The sequence below is a fragment of the Pacificispira sp. genome, assembly GCF_965228185.1.
GTDB lineage: Bacteria > Pseudomonadota > Alphaproteobacteria > UBA8366 > Aestuariispiraceae > Pacificispira.
Map to the genome: position 1 here is coordinate 749,861 of NZ_CBDDHE010000003.1, position 18,109 is coordinate 767,969.

An 18,109-nucleotide genomic window follows, 5' to 3' on the forward strand; every position below is an offset into this window, starting at 1 on the left:
TCCGCCTTGCGTGCCGTCCTGTGCGGTCCTAAGAGGAAGCGATGATCCTTGAGACCGTTCACGACCTTCCGCCCGGCGTCGCATTGCTGGGCCTCGACCTGGGGGAAAAGACGATCGGCGTCGCCATCGGCGACCCGGCCGGCAGCATCGCGTCGCCCCTGGAAACCATCCGTCGTGCCAAATTCACCAAAGACGCGGAACGGATCGAGGAGATCGTGGCGGACCGCCGGATCGGCGGGCTGGTGATCGGCCTACCGGTCAATATGGACGGCAGCGAAGGGCCGCGTTGCCAGTCGTCGCGTCAGTTCGCACGCAACATGGTGTCCTTGCGTGGCTTCGCACTGCCCATCGCCTTCTGGGACGAACGGCTGTCTACCACGGCGGTGGAGCGGATTCTGATCGATCAGGCCGACATGACCCGGGCGCGGCGCGGGGATGTCGTCGACAAGATGGCCGCCGCCTTCATCCTGCAGGGCGCGTTGGATGCCCGGCGCTTAGCCCGCTAGCGCTTCCTGGAACAGCGCCGGATCGACATTGCCGCCGGAAATGATCACGACCACCGGACCGTCACCCGCTGGCAACTTGCCGTTCAGGACAGCCGCCAGGGCGACCGTGCCGCCCGGTTCGGCGACGATCTTCAGGTCCAGGAATGCCGCTTTCATGGCCGATCTGACTTCCGTGTCCGTGACGACCAGACCGCCGTCCAACAGACGCCGGTTCAAGGCGAAGGTGATCGTCCCCGGCGTGTCTGCCAGCAGGGCGTCGCAGATCGACCGCGCCGAGGGATCGGCCTTTTGCGGCGAACCGGCGGCCAGGGATCGTGCCGTATCGTCGAATCCGGCCGGTTCCGCCGCATAGAAGGGAACCCCCGGCAGGCGCGTCTTGATGGCAAGCGCTGTTCCGGATGACAGCCCGCCGCCGCCGCAGGGGCAAACGACCGCATCCGCCGTGACGTCCAGTTCGGCGAGTTGATCGGTGATTTCCAATCCGATGGTTCCCTGACCGGCGATGACGAACGGATCGTCATAGGGGCGGACCAGGGTCGCCCCACGCTCCGCCGCGATGGCTTCGGCGATGGCCATCCGATCTTCGTTGAAACGGTCGTATGGACGGATTTCCGCCCCCCAGGCTTCGGTATTCGCGCGCTTGATGGCCGGTGCGTCGGACGGCATGACGATCAGTGCGGGGATACCGGCATAGCGCGCGGCGGCGGCAACGCCCTGGGCGTGATTGCCGCTGGAGTATGCAACGACACCGCCCTTGCGTTCGCCGTCCGTAAGGCTGCGAATCTTGTTGCTGGCACCCCGGAACTTGAAGGAGCCGGTACGCTGCAGACATTCCGGCTTCACGAAAATCCGCCGGCCGGCCCGTTCGTTCAGCAGCGGCGATTCCAGCAGGGGCGTGCGAACCGCGATGCCCTCCAAGCGTTCCGCCGCCTTCAAAATGTCGTCGAAAACAGGCGCGTCGTCAGGAGAGGGAGGCGAGAAAGGCATGGATGGCACTCCGGGCTTCCGGTTCGTCCAGGGTCGGGGCGTGGCCCCTGTTCGCGATGACTGTCTGGCGCAAATCGGGATTGGCATCCCTCATTTTGCGGAAGCAGTCGTCACTCAGCAGGGACGACAGTTCGCCGCGAAAGGCAAGACAGGGAATGGGACGCAATGCTTTGAACATCGGCCACAGATCGGGCAGGGCGGCAGGGCGGCGCATCGGGGCGGCGATCCGGGGATCCCAGTCGGCGTGGACCCTGCCGTCAGCCTCCTCGTGAAAGCATCCTTCCGCCGCCAGCCGCCAGCCATCTTCGTCGAGGTTAAGGTCGGGCAGCATGGCTTTGACCGCGTCGATCGCCGCCGACCAATCCGGATAGGTTCGGGCATCCGCGATGTAGTCCGCGATACGGGCGACACCGTCTTTCGGCAGATCGGGCCCGCAATCGTTCAAGACGGCGCCCGCCAGCACGGTCGGCATTGCGACCGCCATCCCCATCGTCAGGAACCCGCCCAATGACGTGCCGATGACGACGACCCTATGGATGTTGAAGGCAAAAAGGACCTGACGGATATCGTCCAGATACACCGTCGGCGCATAACTGTCCGGGTCCAGGGCGCGGCCCGACCGTCCGCGTCCGCGATAGTCCAGGGCAAGGACGCGGTGACCGGCCTCGGCCAGGTCCGGGGCCAGCCGCGAGAAGTCGCGGGATGTCCGCGTGACCCCGGAAAGGCATAGGATCGTCGGGCGTTTCGGCGCGCCGGCTCTGGGTCGATACTCCGCGACATGCAGGCGCGTCCCATCCCGCGCCGTCACATAGCTCATGCGCCGACGATGTCGGGCAAAGTGGTCAGGTCCCGCAAGACCGCCGCCGGCTTGCCCGGAAGGCGCTCCACGGGCCGTTCGAAGCGGTTGATCCAGGCCACCTGGAACCCGTAATGCGCGGCGCTGAACGCATCCCACCCGTTCGACGACATGAAAGCGACCGCGCCGCGGTCCTCCAGCCCAAACCGGTCGGTGACCATCTTGTAGATGCGGGGATCGGGCTTGAAGATGCCGATATCCTCGACCGACAGTACCGCGTCCAGGACATCGCGGATCCCGGCGCTGTCGACCGCGCCGTCCAGCATGTCCATCGACCCGTTCGACAGGATCGCGGTCTTTAGGCCAGCGTCTTTGAGCCGTTTCAGCATCGCGGGCACTTCGGGATAGGCGGCCAGCTTGAAGTAAAGATCCAACAGCTTCTGGCGCAGATCCTTCCGGCCCGACAGGCCGCATTCTTCCATGGCAAAATCCAATCCGTCCTGGGTGACGTCCCAGAAGGATTTGTAACTGGGGATCAGGCTGCGCAGCCAAGTGTACTCCAACTGCTTCTGGCGCCAGATTGCAGACATCCGGTCGGCTTCGGGCCCGATCTCGCCTTTCAGCGCGGCGGCGGCCGCATGTACGTCGAACAGGGTGCCGTACGCATCGAAGGCACATACCTGTATGCCGGTAAACTTCGTCATACTGTTCCTTTCGGGTTGGCGACCGGTCCGGTCAGCCGATTTCGGCGCGGAAGGTGATGGGGGTGGATTGGCCCGTCTCGCGCTGCCGATAGACATTGATGTTTTCGATGACGCGCTGAACGTAGTTGCGGGTCTCGCTGAAAGGAATGGATTCCATCCAATCGATGGTTTCTTCGAAGCTCATCGTGCGCGGGTCGCCGAAACGTTTGACCCAGGTCGTGACCCGGTGTGGGCCGGCATTGTACCCGGCCAGGGCCATGGGCAATACGCCGTCGAACTTCTCCAGCAAGTCTTTCAGATAGGCACTGCCCAGCCGAACATTGTAGTTGATATCCGTGGTCAGGGCGTCCGACCGATAACTGATCTTCTCCCAACCCGATACGGCCCTGGCTGTGGCGGGCATAAGCTGCATCAGCCCGCGCGCGCCGGCACGGCTGATCGCGCCGATGTCGAAGCCGCTTTCCTGCCGGATCAAGCCATGGACGATGGTCAGATCGGCAATCCGGCTGTCTGTGACCGGCAGGTTCGGATAGCCGCCCAGCGTGACGACTTCGCTCTTGATCGCCTGGCGGGACGTGAAGACCGCAAGGTCAAGCCGGCCGATTTCCGTGCACAACTCGGCCAGCAGTCGGAACTGCGTCTGGTCGCGGTAGTTCCGCGACAAATGCCAGACCAGGGCCCGGACGGTGTCGTCCGCACCGATCTGGGCCAGATCTCGGATGATCTGCGCCAGTTCCGACGACTGGAAGGTGTCGCGCTCGACCGGGGTAATGAAGGGCTCGTTCGGCAGGGTCGGGCGCAGGCCGACCGGCAGCTTCATCGCGGCGAGCTGGCCATAAAAGCTGGAAGTGTGATGCGCGGCGACGGCGTACCATTGCTGTGCGATCTCGGCCTTTCCGGCGGCCTCGGCGGCGCGGCCGGCCCAATAGGCGGCGCGCGACCGGCTGACCGGATAGCCGACATTGCCGTACATGTCGCGGAAATGCGGAAAGGCCTTTTCGGGATCGTTCAAATGCCTCAGGGCGACCCAGCCGGCGAACCATTCCGCCTCGGCGAAATCCGCCCCGTCGGGGACGCGGTGCTGGCTGGCCATGTCATAGGCGCGCTGAGGCTGCCCGGATTCCAGCAGGTCGCGCGCCAGGATGGCGCGTTCGTTCCACCAGCGCTCCGGATAGGATTGCTGCATGTCCGGCCAGGCCAAGAGCTCGATCGCGTCTTCGTCACGCCCCTTCAAACGGCGCCAGCGCATGCGTTCGAAAATCAGTCCGGGATCCGCCTGCAGGGTCGGCGGGACCCGGTTTACAGCGGCGTCGACGCCCCCGGCCTGCTGCGCCAGCCGGATGCGCGCGTCGGCCAATTGGCGATAGGCGTCCGGAACACGGCGTGCCTGTCGCTCCGCCGCCGAATATTTTCTTTCCCAGATCAGCTTGTCCAGGCGCCGGATTTCGTCCTCCATCGGCACCAGCTTGCGATAGTCGGTGCGGAAGGCGTTTTCTTCGGCGGCATTCATGTCGATCTCGCGCCAGGCGCGGATGGCCTCCGCCGCCAATTGCGCCTCAAGGCCGGCGCGTTTCAGCGCGGCGGCATAGAGCATGAAACCCTTGCCGGTACTGGGAGGGTGGTCGCGGAACCAACTCAGGATCACCGCATCGGACAAACGCCCGTCCATCGCCTGTTCGGCACGCAGTTCCAGGCGTTCCTGCCGCGGCCAATTCGGGTTCTCGGCGATGAATTCGACGATTTCCTCAAAGCTGGCGGAGGAGTCATCGCTCTGTAGATACAGCCATCGGATCGCCTTGGCGGGCAGGCGGTCCTTGGGCCTGTCGGCATGTTTCAGCGCAATGTCCCAGCGTCCCCGGTCCACCGCGCGGAACGCGATCTCATATTCCTTGAGGTCTTGCGGTGACAGTGGCGCGGAATGCGACTCCACTGGCGTCGCGGTAATCCCGGCAACAAACATAATCGCGGCCGCAAACAGGCCGCATCCGCGTCGCGCTGGGCGCAGGGTCGTCATTCTCGCTCGCTCCGTTTACGCGCAGGGCGTCGGTCGTTGCGCCGGACCGTAGGCCCCGCGATCGGCGGTCGGCGCTTTGTCACGCGGATCGCCCCCCCTTTTGGGACCGGGATCAGTATCGTGTGGTTCGCTATCGCGCGCAACAGGGGAACATAACACTTTTGCCCGGTTTCTCGCTTGTTGCGGGACGCGAGCCTGTGGTAACACCGCCGCTCGCTTAGGGATTGCGCATTTCGCGCCCCAATTTCGATTGCTGTGGGAGAGTATGGAAATGCCTGCGATGTTTCGCGGATCGATGACGGCGCTGATCACGCCGATGCATGATGACGGATCGGTCGACGAAGCCGCTTTCCAGAAATTCGTGCAGTGGCAGATCGACGAGGGGACGGACGGCGTGGTTCCGGTCGGCACGACCGGCGAGTCGCCGACCTTGTCCCATGCCGAGCATGAGCGTGTGATCGACATGACCATCGAGGTCGCAAAAGGCGTCGTTCCCGTGATTGCCGGCACCGGGTCCAACAATACCCAGGAAGCCATCAGCCTGACCCGTCACGCCAAGGAAGCCGGGGCGGATGCGGCGCTGGTCGTTACGCCCTATTACAACAAGCCGACCCAGGATGGGCTGTATGCCCATTACGCGGCCATCGCGTCCGCGGTTGATATCCCGATCGTGATCTACAATATCCCGGGCCGCAGCGTGATCGACATGTCCGTGGCCACCATGGCCCGTCTGGCAAAGGATTTCGACACGATCGTCGGGGTCAAGGACGCGTCCAACGATCTGGCGCGCCCGCTGCTGACCCGTGTCGCGATCGGCGAGGACTTCAGCCAGCTTTCCGGAGAGGACGCCACCATCGCGGCCTTCCTGGGGCAGGGCGGTCATGGCTGCATTTCGGTGTCCTCCAATGTGGCGCCGAAGCTGTGCGCGCAGTTGCACGACGCGTGGCAGCAGAAGGATTGGGACTCGTTCGAAAAGGCGCGCGATACGCTGGCGCCGATTCACACGGCGATGTTCTGTCAGGCCTCGCCCGCGCCGGCGAAATTCGGTGCAGGTCTGTTGGGCCTGAGTGGCGAAACGGTGCGTCTGCCGCTGGTCTCCGCCACGGACGACACGAAGGCACAAGTTAGGAAGGCAATGGAAAGCGCCGGCCTGATCTAAGGGCGGGCGCGAACCGATGCGACGGTACTCTTATGGCGAAGGACAAGAAAAAGACCATGATGTCGACCGGCACCATCGCGGTGAACCGGCGCGCGCGTCATGACTATGCCATAGAGGAAGAGTTCGAAGCCGGGATCGTCCTGACGGGGACGGAGGTGAAATCCTTGCGCATGGGGACGGTGAACCTGTCGGATTCCTATGCCGCGCCCAAAGGCGACAAGGTTTTGCTGCACAATCTGTATATCGGTGAATATCCGCACGCCCCGCCGCGCGCCCAGCATGAACCGAAACGCATTCGTCCGCTTCTGTTGCACAAGCGGGAGATCGCGCGTCTGACCGGCGCCGTGCAGCGCGACGGGCTGACCCTCGTGCCGATGCGGATGTATTTCAACAATCGCGGTATTGCGAAACTCGCCCTGGGGCTGGGACGCGGCAAGCGACAGGTCGATAAGCGGCAGGATATCAAGAAACGGGATTGGGACCGCCGCAAGGCAGCGATCCTGCGCCGCGAAGGCTGATTGTCGAGGCGTATCGGGGGAGGGGCCATGTACGGTGTCGTTCTTTGCCTGCTCTCCGCCGGTTTGCTTGGACTGCAGATCCCGCTTGCCAAACTGTCCTACAATGCCGGTGCCGACGCGTTCCTGTTCGCTTTTGCTCGTTCCATTGTGATTTCGGGCCTATTTATCGCCTTGGCGCGGCTTCAGGGCGTGTCCCTGGCCTTGCCGCGCCGGGCGCTGCCAATGGTTGCCATCATCACTGCCGGGACGACGGCGATCTCCTATGGGTATCTCGGGGCGATCGACAGGATTCCGGCCAGTCTGGCGGCCATGGTCTTCTACCTCTATCCGCTCTTCGTGCTGCTGGCAGGGGCCGCGCAGGAACGGCGCATGCCCGGACCGCGCCGGACCGGAATATTGCTGCTTGCCTTTCTCGGTTTGGGCTTCGTCTTCGGGCCGTCCTTCCAGGACTTGGATGGGATCGGCGTCGCCATGGGGCTGCTGGCGGCACTAGGCGCCACGGTCTATTTTACATTCGTGCCGGCCGCATCGGCGGTTATCACGTCTTATGCCATGCTGGCATGGTCGAACCTGATTGTGGCCGTCCTGTTCCTTCCGCCCATCTTGATCGGTGGTGCGGGCCTGCCGACCGGAGAGGCGGGATGGACAGCTTTCCTTCTAGCGGCGGCGGCTTATGCGGCGGGGCTGGGGCTGACCTTCCCGGCAATCGGCCGGACAGGATCGGTCAAGGCGGCCATGCTCTACAATTTCGAGCCGGTGGTGATCATTGTGGTCTCGGCCTTGCTGCTGGGCGACTGGCTGACACCGGTCCAGTATGGCGGGGTCGCCGCGGTACTGGTCGCCCTGATCTTCGCCAGCGCCCGCAGCGCGGAAGACCGGCCGGATCCAGCTAGGCCGTAGGATCAGGAATTCGCGAGCCGAAGGACATTGGTTGTCTCCGGGGCGATGCGATGCACCTCAATCTGGCTTTCCGCCTGTTTCGCCCCTTTCTTCGCCTTTGCGATCGTCTCGATCATCGTGTCCGATGTGACTTCCGTGACCTCGTCTGACAGATGGACGATGGCCGCGCAGCAGCTCAATAGTCCATAGCGACGCCATTGCCCGTGGCGGTCGCGCGCCTCGATGGCGCCTGTCTCGCGATGCTCCGGCGAATAGAAGCTTTCCACATCATGCCTGAACCGCGCCAGGATGCGGTCGATCAACTGCGTGACGGTGGACTCATCCAGGTCGCGGAACCCGGCGAAGAAATCGTCTCCGCCGATGTGGCCCAGGAACGTCCCCGGCACGGTGCGCGTCTCGTCGCGAAGCAGATCCGCGAACAGGGTGATGGCCCGGTCGCCCTGCCGGAAGCCGTAGGTATCGTTGAACGGTTTGAAATCGTTGAAGTCGAAATAGACGACGCTCCAGGCACCGCTGCGCTGTTCTAAGCCGGCGGCGATGTAGTCGACGACCGAATTGTTGCCGGGCAGTTTGCTGAGCGGATTCTGGTCGCGCGCCTGTTTCAGGTTCTTCTCGTTGATGATGCGCAGCAGGGCATCGGCGGTCAGGAAGCCGACATACTGGAAGTTCTCGGTGATCAGAATTCCATCATTGTGATTCCCGATCGCGTAGGTCTCCAGGATTTTCTCCGCCTCGGTATTGATATCGGTGATGGGGCAGCGGGACAGGAAGTCCTTCAGCGTCTTACCGAAGGCCTTGTTCTGCAGCAGATCGCGGCCGTATTGCAGATAGATGAAGTCTTTCAGGTCGCCTTCGCGGACAAGGCCCTGCGGCCGTCCATCTTCACCCAGGATCGGGAAGACCGACTGGTTCTTGTGGATGCGGAACGCCTCGAAAACCGTCGACATCGGATCGGTGATGGATACAGCGACCAAGGGTTCGATGAAGTCGCGTATGAGGAATTTGTCGGTATCCCGCTGGCGCCGGTCGCGGCTGTTCGTTTCCGGCACAATCTCATACAGCGTCGACAGGCTGGAATGTTCCGTCGTCGGCCGCGCGACATAGAAGCCTTGGACAAGGTCGCACCCGATGCCCTTGCAGGCCAGGAACTCACGTTCCGTCTCCACACCTTCCGCCAGGACCGTGATGCCCAGAACATGGGCGAGGTTCACGATGGAGGAGACAAATAGGCGCTTCTTGGAATCGTCGGCGATGCCGTTGATGAAGAACCGGTCGATCTTGATGTAATCCGGCTGATGCTCGTACAGCATCTGCATTTCGGAGAAACCGCGGCCGAAATCGTCGATCGCGAGCTGGTAATTGTGGTCGCGGCAGGTCCTCAGCGTATCGGACAGATGGCGCGCCGAGGCGTTGTCGTATTTTTCGGACAGTTCCAGGACAAGGCTTTCCGGCGGCAGCTTGTAGTGATTCAAAATCTTGCCGGTCTGATGCGGGTGGTAGTCCTGGCTTTCGAAAATGCGCCCGTCGATGTTGTAGAACAGCTTCGATCCCCGACAGGCCTCGCTGTGCGCGAATTGCGAAATTGCGATCTGGCGCAGGACCATGTCGACGCGGTGCAGAATGCCGGCGTTCCAGGCATAATCGAAGAAGTCGGGGATGCTGTTGAAGCCCAGCTTGTCGACATTGCGGATCAGTGCCTCGAAACCGAAGCAATGGCCGGTATGAATGTTGACGATCGGCTGAAAGGCGAAGGTGGCCGCGCGTTCGATCGCTTCCAAAAATGCGGAACTGCGTGACTTCGATTCGAAAGTCGACATCGCCTAACATAACCCTTGCGGTTTCGCGTGGTCAGACGATAGCCGGAAATCCTAAACAGTTACTTACCAAATGGCTTGGCCGCAAAAAGTTCACACGATTGAAAACATTCAAAAATCAATAATTTCAAAATGCTATCGCAAGGCTCGATACTTCGATAAGTCATGAGACGAATGATCGTTGCGCCCAGTCCAGGCATCCATCCAAGCGTCCGCCGCTCGTCGGGCGGAAACCGCCGAAAGCGTCAATCCAAGGTGATTGTGGCCAAAATTGAAGAAGGCGCGCGGCGTGGCCGGGGCCGGACCCAGATAGGGAAGGGAATCCGGCGTCGACGGGCGGCGGCCCATCCACCTGTCCCGAATTGTCGTGTCCAGCCCGGGCAGCATCCGGCCGGCCTCTGCGACCAGGCGCTCCAGACGCCGGAAATCGGGCGGCGCGTCGATATCGGTGAATTCCGATTGGGTGGTCAGCCGCATGCCGTGTTCCATGGGACAAAGGACCATGCTGTTCTCGACCCAGAAGACCGGCCGTTCCAAGCCTTTCTCCGGCACATCGAACATGGCGTGATAGCCACGTTCGGCGACCAGCATGGGGGCTGCGCCCAATTGCTTTGCGAACCGCTTCGAATAGGCCCCGGCGCAGATCATGACCCGGTCCGGCCGGTGGATGGCCCGGTCGGTTGTCACGACCACCCGGCCGTCGGGTTGAACGGCCAGGTCGGTCGCCTGTTCCTGCAGAATGGCCGCACCCAGTTCACGTGCGGTTTCGGCCATTATTTCGCACAGTCGGCGCGGGTTCCGCACGAAAAGGCCGTCCGGCTGCCACATGGCGCGGACGAAGAACTTGGCGAGGTTCGGCTCCATCCGCCGCAACTCGTCCTGGGACAAAAGTTCGAGCGGCGCACCGCGCCGTTTCAGGAAATCGCGCTCCGGCGCATGATTCCGAAAGCCCTCATCGCTGGAATAGACTTTCAGCCAACCGACATCGCGCAGCAGAGATTCCGCCGGCGTACCGCGCACCAGCTCTTTCCAGGCCGGCGCGGCGTCCCGGGTCAGGGCATAGAGCGCAATCGAATTGTCTTCGGCGCGGGCGGCGGAACATTCCTTCAGAAACCGCAGGAACCAGGGAAAGCTTTTGATTGCCTGGACCGGTTTCAGGGACAGCGGTCCCAGGGGATCGAACAGCATCTTCGGAACGTCGAAGGGCAGACCTGGCTGCGCCAGCGGGGAGGCGGACGGCACGATCCCGCCCGCATTGCCATGGCTGGCGCCGGAGCCCGGCAGATCCCGGTCCATCAGCGTTACCTTGAAACCGCGCCGCGCGAAAGTGACGGCGGCGGCGGAGCCGACTAGGCCTGCGCCCAGGATCAAGAGAGTTTCGCCGGGTTGGGCCGGGCTATGGTCGGTCATGTTGCTCTGCTGTGGCCTTGGTGATAGGAGGCAAGACGTTACCGGTTCCATCCCGACACGAAAAGAGGACCCGTTCATGGAAAGCGGAAGTCACGCCCACGGAGCCGATCCGCGCAACGAAACGGTGAAAATCTACGTCAACGGCCGGATCGTTCCGCGCGCCGAGGCGGTCGTATCGGTGTTCGATTCCGGCTTCCTGCTTGGCGATGGCGTTTGGGAAGGCATCCGGCTGCATAATGGTGCGCTGGCCTTTATCGACCGCCATTTGGAGCGCCTGTACGAGGGTGCGAAGGCGATCGATCTGGATGTCGGCATGACACCGGAGGCGCTGCATCAGGCCATCCTGGATACCTGCCGCGCCAATGACATGGACAGCGGCGTGCATATCCGGCTGGTGGTCAGCCGGGGCATGAAGACGACGCCCTATCAAAGTCCGCGGGCCAATATCGGCAGCGCGACGGTGGTGATCATTCCGGAATGGAAGGCACCGAATCCGGCGGTTCTGACGACCGGTCTGCGGTTGCACACCGTTCATGTGCATCGCGGTGCGCCGGACGTGCAGGACCCGGCCTGGAATTCGCTTAGCAAGCTGAACTGCATTTCCGCCTGCATCCAGGCGGAAAAGGCCGGCGCGGACGAGGCGTTGATGCTGGATCCGCAAGGCTTCGTCGCGACCTGCAATTCGACGCATTTCTTCATCGTCCGCAAGGGGGAGGTCTTTACCTCGTCCGGGCTCTACTGCCTGGCCGGGATCACCCGGGGCAATGTCCTGGCAGCCGCGCGGGAGATCGGCATCCCGGCCCATGAGACGACCTTCCCGCTGACCAAGGTCTATTCCGCCGATGAAGCCTTCGTGACCGGCACCTTCGCGGGATTGATCCCGGTGCGAGAAGTCGATGGTCGGCGTATCGGCGGCGATACCCCGGGCCCGGTCACGCTGCGGCTGCGCGAGGCCTATTACCGGCTGGTCGAGCGGTCCTGTCCGCCGAAATCGGTGCCGGTATGACCGATCCCGTCCGGATCGCCATGTGGTCGGGTCCGCGCAACATCTCGACCGCCATGATGCGCGCCTTCGAGAACCGTCCGGATTGCGCGGTCAGCGACGAGCCCTTCTATGGCTGCTATCTGAAGCGGACCGGGATCGACCATCCGATGGCGGACCGGATCATCGACGATATGGATTGCGATTTCGATAGCGTCGCGCGGGCGCTGAAGGGACCGGCCCCCGGCGGGGCGGCGGTCTGGTATCAGAAGCATATGAGCCACCATATGCTGCCCAATGACGATCTGTCCTGGTCCGACGGAATGGCGCATTGCTTCCTGATCCGGCAGCCGGACGCGATGGTCGCATCCTATGCGAAGAAGCGCGAGACCCCCGTGGCGTCGGATTTCGGTTTCGACCGCCTGGGCGAATTGTTCGATCAGGTTGCCAACCGCAAGGGGGCGGTTCCGCCGGTGCTGGACGCGGCCGATGTATTGCGCGATCCGCGCCGCGCCCTGACGGCCCTATGCGACGCTGTCGGAATTCCCTTCGACGATGCCATGCTGGCATGGCCGCCTGGCCGCCGGGATAGCGACGGCATCTGGGCCGATGTATGGTATGCCAGCGTCGAGGCGTCGACCGGATTTCTGCCCTATGATCCGGTTCCGGTGCAGTTGCCGCCTGAATTGCGCGCCGTCGCCGATGCCTGCCGGCCCGCCTATGAACGGCTGGCCGAACACCGGTTGCTGAGGAACTGACACCATGCGGTTGGCCCTGATGCAGAGCGCGCCCGTTAGCGGTCTGGCCGAAGGCTACGCGCGATTGGCGGAAGAAGCCGCGACGGCGTCCGGCAGTGGCGCCGATCTGCTGATCACGCCGGAGATGTTTCTCAGTGGCTACAATATCGGGGCGGCGGCAGTCCGGCAGGCCGCGGAACAGGTCGATCGGGCGCGCCTGTCTGACATCGCCCGCCGCAACAAGGTCGCTTTCCTGGTCGGTTTGCCGGAAATTGACGGGGACGCCATCTACAATTCCTGTCTGTTGATCGACGCGACGGGCGACATTGCCGCCTGCTATCGCAAGACCCATCTTTTCGGTGACTTGGACCGCGATCAGTTTTCTGCCGGCCAAGACCTGTCGCCAATCGTGAATCTTGCCGGTTGGAAGGTCGGCTTCGCGATCTGTTACGACATCGAATTCCCGGAAGTCGCCCGGCATCTCGCCTTGGCGGGCGCGGAGGCGATCCTTGTTCCGACGGCGAATATGGAACCTTTCGAGACCGTCTGCACGAGACTGGTCCCCGCCCGGGCGGAGGAGAACGCGGTCTTTGTCGCCTATATCAACCAGGCCGGGCCGGAAAACGGACTGACTTACTGCGGCCTGTCCTGCCTCGTCGGCCCGGATGGCAACGATGTTGCCCGGGCTGGAAAGGGGGCAGAGACCCTGCTGGCCGACCTTGACCGAAACCATCTGGACCGCGTCCGGCGCGCAGCCACCCATTTGCGCGACCGGCGGTCCGACCTCTATTAGGACACGCCATCATGACCGATGCCCCGGTAACCATTTTCGGCCCCGACTTCCCCTTCGAGTTCGACGATTGGGCCAAGCATCCGTCGGGGCTGGGGCGCCTGCCGGCCGAAAAGCATGGCGCCAAGGTGGCCATTATCGGCGCGGGCCTGTCCGGGCTGGTCGCGGGATACGAGCTGATGCGCATGGGCGCGCATCCGATCCTGTTCGAAAGCGGGCAGCTGGGCGGCCGCCTGCGGTCGCAGCCCTTCGAAGGCGCGGACGACATCGTCGCCGAACTAGGCGGCATGCGGTTCCCGGTATCCGGCACGGGCTTCTATCACTATGCCGATATGTTGGGCTTGGAGAGCCGGCCTTTCCCGAACCCGCTGACGCCGGCGTCGGGATCGACGGTGATCGATCTGGAGGGCGAGACCCATTACGCAGAGAGCCTTGCCGACCTGCCGGATCTGTTCCGCGAGGTCGCCGCCGCCTATGACGCGGCGCTGGAAGAGGGTGCCAATTTCACGGCCCTCAAGGATGCGATCAAGGCGCGGGACAAGGCCCGGATCAAGGAGATCTGGGACCCGCTTGTCCGGGATTGGGACGAGCGGACTTTTTATGATTTCGTCGCGTCCTCCCCGGCCTTTCAGAAACTGAGTTTCCGCCACCGTGAGGTCTTCGGACAGGTCGGATTCGGCACCGGAGGATGGGATTCGGACTTCCCGAACTCCATGCTGGAAATCCTGCGGGTCAATGTCACCGACTGCGATTCCCATCAGCGTTTCTTTGTGGGCGGTGTAGAGCGACTGCCGCAGGGCCTGTGGCGGCGTGCCAGCGATTCCGGGATCCACTGGCCCGCGGGAACCAGCCTGCAATCCCTGAACGCCGGGGCACCGCGCCCTGGCGCGACCCGGATCCGGCGGTTGGCGGACGGCAAACTGGCCGTGACTGATCGCTGGGGTCGGGAGGAAGCCTTCGACGCCGTGGTCGCGACCTGCCAGAGCTGGCTTCTGACCACCGCCATCGAGACCGAGGAGCGGCTGTTCAGCCAGAAGCTCTGGATGGCTCTGGACCGGACCCGCTACATGCAGTCGTCGAAGACATTCGTCATGGTCGACCGGCCGTTCTGGAACGATCGCGACCCCGAAACCGGGCGGCAGGTCATGTCGATGACCCTGACAGACCGGCTGACGCGCGGCACCTATCTGTTCGACAACGGGCCCGACAAGCCGGGCGTGATCTGCCTGACCTATTCCTGGATGTCGGATGCGCTGAAGATGCTGCCGCTGCCGGTCGAACGGCGCGTCGAACTGGCCCTGTCGGCCCTGGAAAAGGTCTATCCGAAGCTGGACCTGCCGTCGCATATCATCGGCGATCCGATCACGGTCAGTTGGGAAGACGATCCCAATTTCCTGGGGGCATTCAAGGGCGCGCTGCCTGGGCATTACCGCTATAATCACCGCATGTACGGCCATTTCATGCAACGGGATCTGCCGCCGGACGAGCGCGGGATATTCCTGGCCGGTGACGATATCAGCTGGACCCCGGCCTGGGCCGAGGGCGCGGTGCAGACGGCGCTGAACGCGGTCTGGGGCGTGATGACCCATCTGGGCGGCGAGGCGCCGAAGGACAATCCCGGGCCGGGCGAGGCCTATCCCGATTGGGGGCCACTCGATCTCGGCGAGTGAATGAGTCGCGAATAAACGTGCCGCGAATGACGGGGCGGCAAAACATCTAATCCGGCATCCGGCTTGTGGGTGTTCCCGCCCAGTGCGAATGTGCGGAACCGCGCGCTAACAGGTGACAAATACCATGCGACAGCCGTCTGCGACCCTGGCCGCAAGCTTCTCGAATGCGGGTCATTTTCTGTTCCATTATTTCGCGGCGATGTATTTCACCATCGTCCTGGCGATCGAGCGGGATTGGAGTCAGACCTACGAAGTCCTGATGGAACTGTGGTTCCCGGCGTCGCTGCTGATCGGACTGGCCGCACTGCCGGCCGGACGCTTGGCCGACCGGTGGTCCAGCCCGGGCATGCTGATCGTCATGTTCATCGGCATGGGGATTGCGACCTTCGCCTGTGGCTTTGTCGATTCCAGCACCGGATTGATGATCTTCCTTGCCGGTCTGGGACTGTTCGGGGCCATCTATCACCCGGTGGGCATTCCCTGGGTGATCAAGACCAGCCAGGGCAAGACCGGCATGCGGCTGGCGGTGAATGGCATCTTTGGCGGCCTGGGCGCGGCCGGGGCCGCAATGTGTACCGGTTGGCTGATCGAATTGTTCGGTTGGCGCGGAGCGTTCGCAATCCCGGGCGTGATCTGTACCGCATTGGGTGTCGCGATGCTGTTCGCCCTGATGACGGGCCGGATCGCCGAGGGGGCCAAGGTCGCCAGCGACCGCAAGGGCAGCGCCGGGGCAGGGGGCAACCTGAAGGCCGTGGCGGTCATGCTGATCCCGATGTTCATGCTGGGGCTGATCTACAACACCGTCCAGAACGCTATGCCGAAATTGTTCGAAGAGCGCATGGTCGACCTGTTGGGTGGGGAAATCGGCTTGGTCGGGACCGCCGTCGGCGCCGTCTATGCAATCGGCGCGGTGATGCAGCTGGTCGGTGGCTATCTGGCCGACCGGTACCGGCTGAAGACCATCTATGTCGGGCTGTGGCTGTTGCAGGCACCGCTGCTGTTCGTTCTGGCGGAATTCGGCGGCCTGCCGCTGGGCTTGGCTGCGGTCGGTCTCGCCATGGCGGGAACGGCGATCCTTCCGACGGAGAACCTGATGCTGTCGCGCTTCGCCCCCGCGGAACACCAGGGTGTCATTTTCGGCATCAAATTCGTGGTGTCCTTCGGGGCCGCGCCCTTGGGCCTGTTCCTGATCACCGAAACCCGGTCGGCGACAGGGGAATTCACGCAGCTTCTGATCGCCTATGCCGTTGCGGCCGCGGCGGTCGTCTTTGTGACCCTGGCCCTGCCGCGCAGTCGCGACTATGCCGCGCCGGTCCAACCGGCGGCGGCGGAATAGGGCCGTGGTGTCCGTCAAGCGCCTGGATCATCTGGTGATGACCGTTCGCGATGTGGAAGCGACCTGCCGTTTCTACGAGACGGTGCTGGGCATGACGCGGGAAACCTTTGGGCCAGACAATCGACGTGTTTCCCTGAAATTCGGCGATCAGAAGATCAACCTTCATCCGGAAATGGGAAACGATATCGGCTATTTGGCCCGGATCGCTCAACCGGGAACGGAAGATTTGTGCTTTGTCGCCGATGACGATCCGGCGGATGTGATCGCACATCTGCAGGCATGCGGCATAACCCCGTTGGACCCCGAACCGGTCATGCGGACCGGCGCGTTGGGGCCGATCCGCTCGGTCTACTTCCGGGATCCGGACGGCAATCTGATCGAGATTTCGTCCTACAGCGGATCCTGATCGCGCGTCAGGGCGCCTTCCCCGTCGGCGACGCGGAAGAAGCAGGTGCGGAAGCCGACATGGCAGCAGCCGCCGTCGCCTTGCGGCCGGACGCGGATCAGGATCGTGTCCTGATCACAATCGACGCGCAGTTCGACAATCTTCTGAACCTGACCGGACGTCGCCCCCTTGTGCCAAAGCTCGCCCCGGCTGCGCGACCAATAATGCGCCTCGCCGGTGGCGAGGGTCCGTTCCAGGGCCTCCGCGTTCATATAGGCGAGCATCAGAACCTCACCGCTGTCGGCATCCGTTGCGATGGCGGGTACCAACCCGTCCGCATCGAATTTCGGCGCCAGTTGGGTGCCGGTTTCGATCTCGTCGCGGCTCAGGGTCGTTCTATCCGTCAGTGTCTTTCTATCGGTCGGGGGCATAAGGTCTCTCCGGCTCGTCGGGAGAAGCGTCTTACACGAAAGTGCCGGGCAGGGAAAAGGGCTCCGCGGGTAAGCCGGATTTAAAATGCGCAACCCCGGGCGCGCGGGTCCAGTCGATCCCGCCCAGGTCCAGATGTTCAAGTTTTGATTCCTGGAGTGCCTCTAACCCATTCCAGAGCAACAGATTGTGAGCGTGTGTCCGGCGGCCCTCCGCGCTGGTCCAGCCGACCTGATAGGTTGCCGCGCGGCCATGCAGCACGAATAACACGCCGGCCACGCTGTCGCCGGACATCGAATACGCCTGCAGACAGAGAAGGTCCTCTTCGCGGATCGCAGCCAGCATTGTCCCGGACGGGCCGCTGTATCGGCGCTGCTTGCGGTGTTGGTCGTATCGGGCCAGCAAGGGGCGGGGGTCTTCCACTTTTCGGACGGCCAGCCCGGATCTTTCCGCCCGGCACAGCTGATTTCGAAAGTTTTGGCGCATCCCCGCGCGGATGGTCGTGAGCGGCTGAGTCAGATCGAGCCATGCGGTGTGATAGGGAGCCATGGCGGGGTGGAAACCGGCCTGCCGCATCAATCCTTGCGCGGCCGGCCCATCCGGCAGCTCCGGCAGGAAGGAGTAGCGCCGCAGCCGCTTCAGCGGGTAGTCGCGCGAGGCCAGCACCATCGCCGCCAGCCGGTCCTCCGGCATGACGGGCTGGTGGAACAACGGTCCGCGGATCAGCTTACCCAGGGTGAAGGCGCCCAGCTTGCGCTCCTCGAAGATCTGCATCAGGCCGACGGGTCGGCCGTTCTTCAGGATATAGGCGCGGCGCACGCCTGTGCCGTCGACCGCAGCACTGGCCGCACCCCAGGACCAGCTCTGGAACGCCGTGCTGCGCCCGCATTTTTCCAGACGGCGGCGCCATTCCTCCTCGCGGGGGCTTTCCCAATCCAGTTGGATCGTGCTCATTTACGCGCGACTTCGAAA

Annotated in this window: 18 protein-coding genes; 10 read left to right on the top strand and 8 right to left on the bottom strand. The window is 63.2% G+C overall.

Annotated elements, in window-relative coordinates:
- Positions 1–41 precede the first annotated feature (41 nt).
- The gene (ruvX, locus tag ACO06O_RS07185) at positions 42–506 is read left to right on the top strand and encodes a Holliday junction resolvase RuvX (protein ID WP_421877774.1); all 465 of its coding nucleotides are present in this window, start codon (positions 42–44) and stop codon (positions 504–506) included.
- Here the strand turns inward: ruvX and ACO06O_RS07190 are convergent.
- From ACO06O_RS07190 to ACO06O_RS07205, 4 genes are read right to left on the bottom strand one after another with little or no spacing between them, the layout of a single operon-like run.
- Positions 495–1,493 carry a threonine ammonia-lyase gene (locus ACO06O_RS07190; RefSeq protein WP_421877776.1) on the bottom strand — a complete coding sequence of 333 codons (999 nt, stop codon included), beginning with the start codon at positions 1,491–1,493 and terminating at the stop codon, positions 495–497. The two genes, ruvX and ACO06O_RS07190, sit on opposite strands and share 12 nt — an antisense overlap.
- Positions 1,468–2,310 carry an alpha/beta fold hydrolase gene (locus ACO06O_RS07195; protein WP_421877778.1) on the bottom strand — a complete coding sequence of 281 codons (843 nt, stop codon included), beginning with the start codon at positions 2,308–2,310 and terminating at the stop codon, positions 1,468–1,470. The genes ACO06O_RS07190 and ACO06O_RS07195 overlap by 26 nt, the downstream gene beginning before the upstream one ends.
- Positions 2,307–2,993: a haloacid dehalogenase type II gene (locus tag ACO06O_RS07200; RefSeq protein ID WP_421877780.1), complete on the bottom strand. Its 687-nt coding sequence runs from the start codon at positions 2,991–2,993 to the stop codon at positions 2,307–2,309. Before ACO06O_RS07200 ends, ACO06O_RS07195 begins: the two co-directional genes overlap by 4 nt.
- Before the next feature lie 31 nt (positions 2,994–3,024).
- Positions 3,025–5,007 (bottom strand): lytic transglycosylase domain-containing protein, encoded by a 1,983-nt coding sequence (locus ACO06O_RS07205; RefSeq protein WP_421877782.1) that lies wholly within the window; start codon positions 5,005–5,007, stop codon positions 3,025–3,027.
- A gap of 280 nt (positions 5,008–5,287) precedes the next feature.
- Here ACO06O_RS07205 and dapA point away from each other — a divergent pair, with 280 nt between their 5' ends.
- From dapA to ACO06O_RS07220, 3 genes are read left to right on the top strand one after another with little or no spacing between them, the layout of a single operon-like run.
- A complete protein-coding gene (gene dapA, locus ACO06O_RS07210; RefSeq protein ID WP_421878141.1) occupies positions 5,288–6,166 on the top strand; it encodes a 4-hydroxy-tetrahydrodipicolinate synthase in 879 nt (292 codons plus the stop codon).
- A 32-nt stretch (positions 6,167–6,198) separates the two neighbouring features.
- A complete protein-coding gene (gene smpB / locus ACO06O_RS07215) occupies positions 6,199–6,684 on the top strand; it encodes an SsrA-binding protein SmpB (protein WP_420417064.1) in 486 nt (161 codons plus the stop codon).
- A 27-nt stretch (positions 6,685–6,711) separates the two neighbouring features.
- Complete coding sequence (locus ACO06O_RS07220) at positions 6,712–7,584, top strand: DMT family transporter (protein ID WP_421877784.1); 873 nt, start codon at positions 6,712–6,714, stop codon at positions 7,582–7,584.
- Positions 7,585–7,586: 2 nt separating this feature from the next.
- Here ACO06O_RS07220 and ACO06O_RS07225 read toward each other — a convergent pair whose 3' ends face one another.
- On the bottom strand, positions 7,587–9,401 hold the full coding sequence (locus ACO06O_RS07225) for an EAL domain-containing protein (RefSeq protein WP_421877786.1): 1,815 nt from the start codon (positions 9,399–9,401) through the stop codon (positions 7,587–7,589).
- Positions 9,402–9,533: 132 nt separating this feature from the next.
- Positions 9,534–10,808 (bottom strand): NAD(P)/FAD-dependent oxidoreductase, encoded by a 1,275-nt coding sequence (locus ACO06O_RS07230; protein WP_421877788.1) that lies wholly within the window; start codon positions 10,806–10,808, stop codon positions 9,534–9,536.
- Between the two features lie 76 nt (positions 10,809–10,884).
- Between ACO06O_RS07230 and ACO06O_RS07235 the strand changes: the two genes are divergently transcribed.
- From ACO06O_RS07235 to ACO06O_RS07260, 6 genes are all read left to right on the top strand, one after another.
- The gene (locus ACO06O_RS07235; RefSeq protein ID WP_421877790.1) at positions 10,885–11,814 is read left to right on the top strand and encodes an aminotransferase class IV; all 930 of its coding nucleotides are present in this window, start codon (positions 10,885–10,887) and stop codon (positions 11,812–11,814) included.
- Positions 11,811–12,548, top strand: a complete 738-nt coding sequence (locus ACO06O_RS07240) for a hypothetical protein (RefSeq protein WP_421877792.1) — start codon at positions 11,811–11,813, stop codon at positions 12,546–12,548. Before ACO06O_RS07235 ends, ACO06O_RS07240 begins: the two co-directional genes overlap by 4 nt.
- Before the next feature lie 4 nt (positions 12,549–12,552).
- Complete coding sequence (locus tag ACO06O_RS07245) at positions 12,553–13,320, top strand: carbon-nitrogen hydrolase family protein (RefSeq protein WP_421877794.1); 768 nt, start codon at positions 12,553–12,555, stop codon at positions 13,318–13,320.
- A gap of 11 nt (positions 13,321–13,331) precedes the next feature.
- A complete protein-coding gene (locus ACO06O_RS07250; protein WP_421877796.1) occupies positions 13,332–14,987 on the top strand; it encodes a flavin monoamine oxidase family protein in 1,656 nt (551 codons plus the stop codon).
- Positions 14,988–15,111: 124 nt separating this feature from the next.
- Entirely contained in the window at positions 15,112–16,323 is a 1,212-nt protein-coding gene (locus tag ACO06O_RS07255) for an MFS transporter (RefSeq protein WP_420417056.1), read from the top strand.
- Between the two features lie 4 nt (positions 16,324–16,327).
- Positions 16,328–16,729: a VOC family protein gene (locus ACO06O_RS07260; protein WP_421877798.1), complete on the top strand. Its 402-nt coding sequence runs from the start codon at positions 16,328–16,330 to the stop codon at positions 16,727–16,729.
- Here ACO06O_RS07260 and hisI read toward each other — a convergent pair.
- Both hisI and ACO06O_RS07270 read right to left on the bottom strand, forming a co-directional pair.
- Positions 16,714–17,139: a phosphoribosyl-AMP cyclohydrolase gene (gene hisI, locus ACO06O_RS07265; RefSeq protein ID WP_421877800.1), complete on the bottom strand. Its 426-nt coding sequence runs from the start codon at positions 17,137–17,139 to the stop codon at positions 16,714–16,716. The two genes, ACO06O_RS07260 and hisI, sit on opposite strands and share 16 nt — an antisense overlap.
- Positions 17,140–17,170: 31 nt before the next feature.
- The gene (locus tag ACO06O_RS07270) at positions 17,171–18,091 is read right to left on the bottom strand and encodes a GNAT family N-acetyltransferase (RefSeq protein ID WP_421877802.1); all 921 of its coding nucleotides are present in this window, start codon (positions 18,089–18,091) and stop codon (positions 17,171–17,173) included.
- Positions 18,092–18,109: the final 18 nt, after the last annotated feature.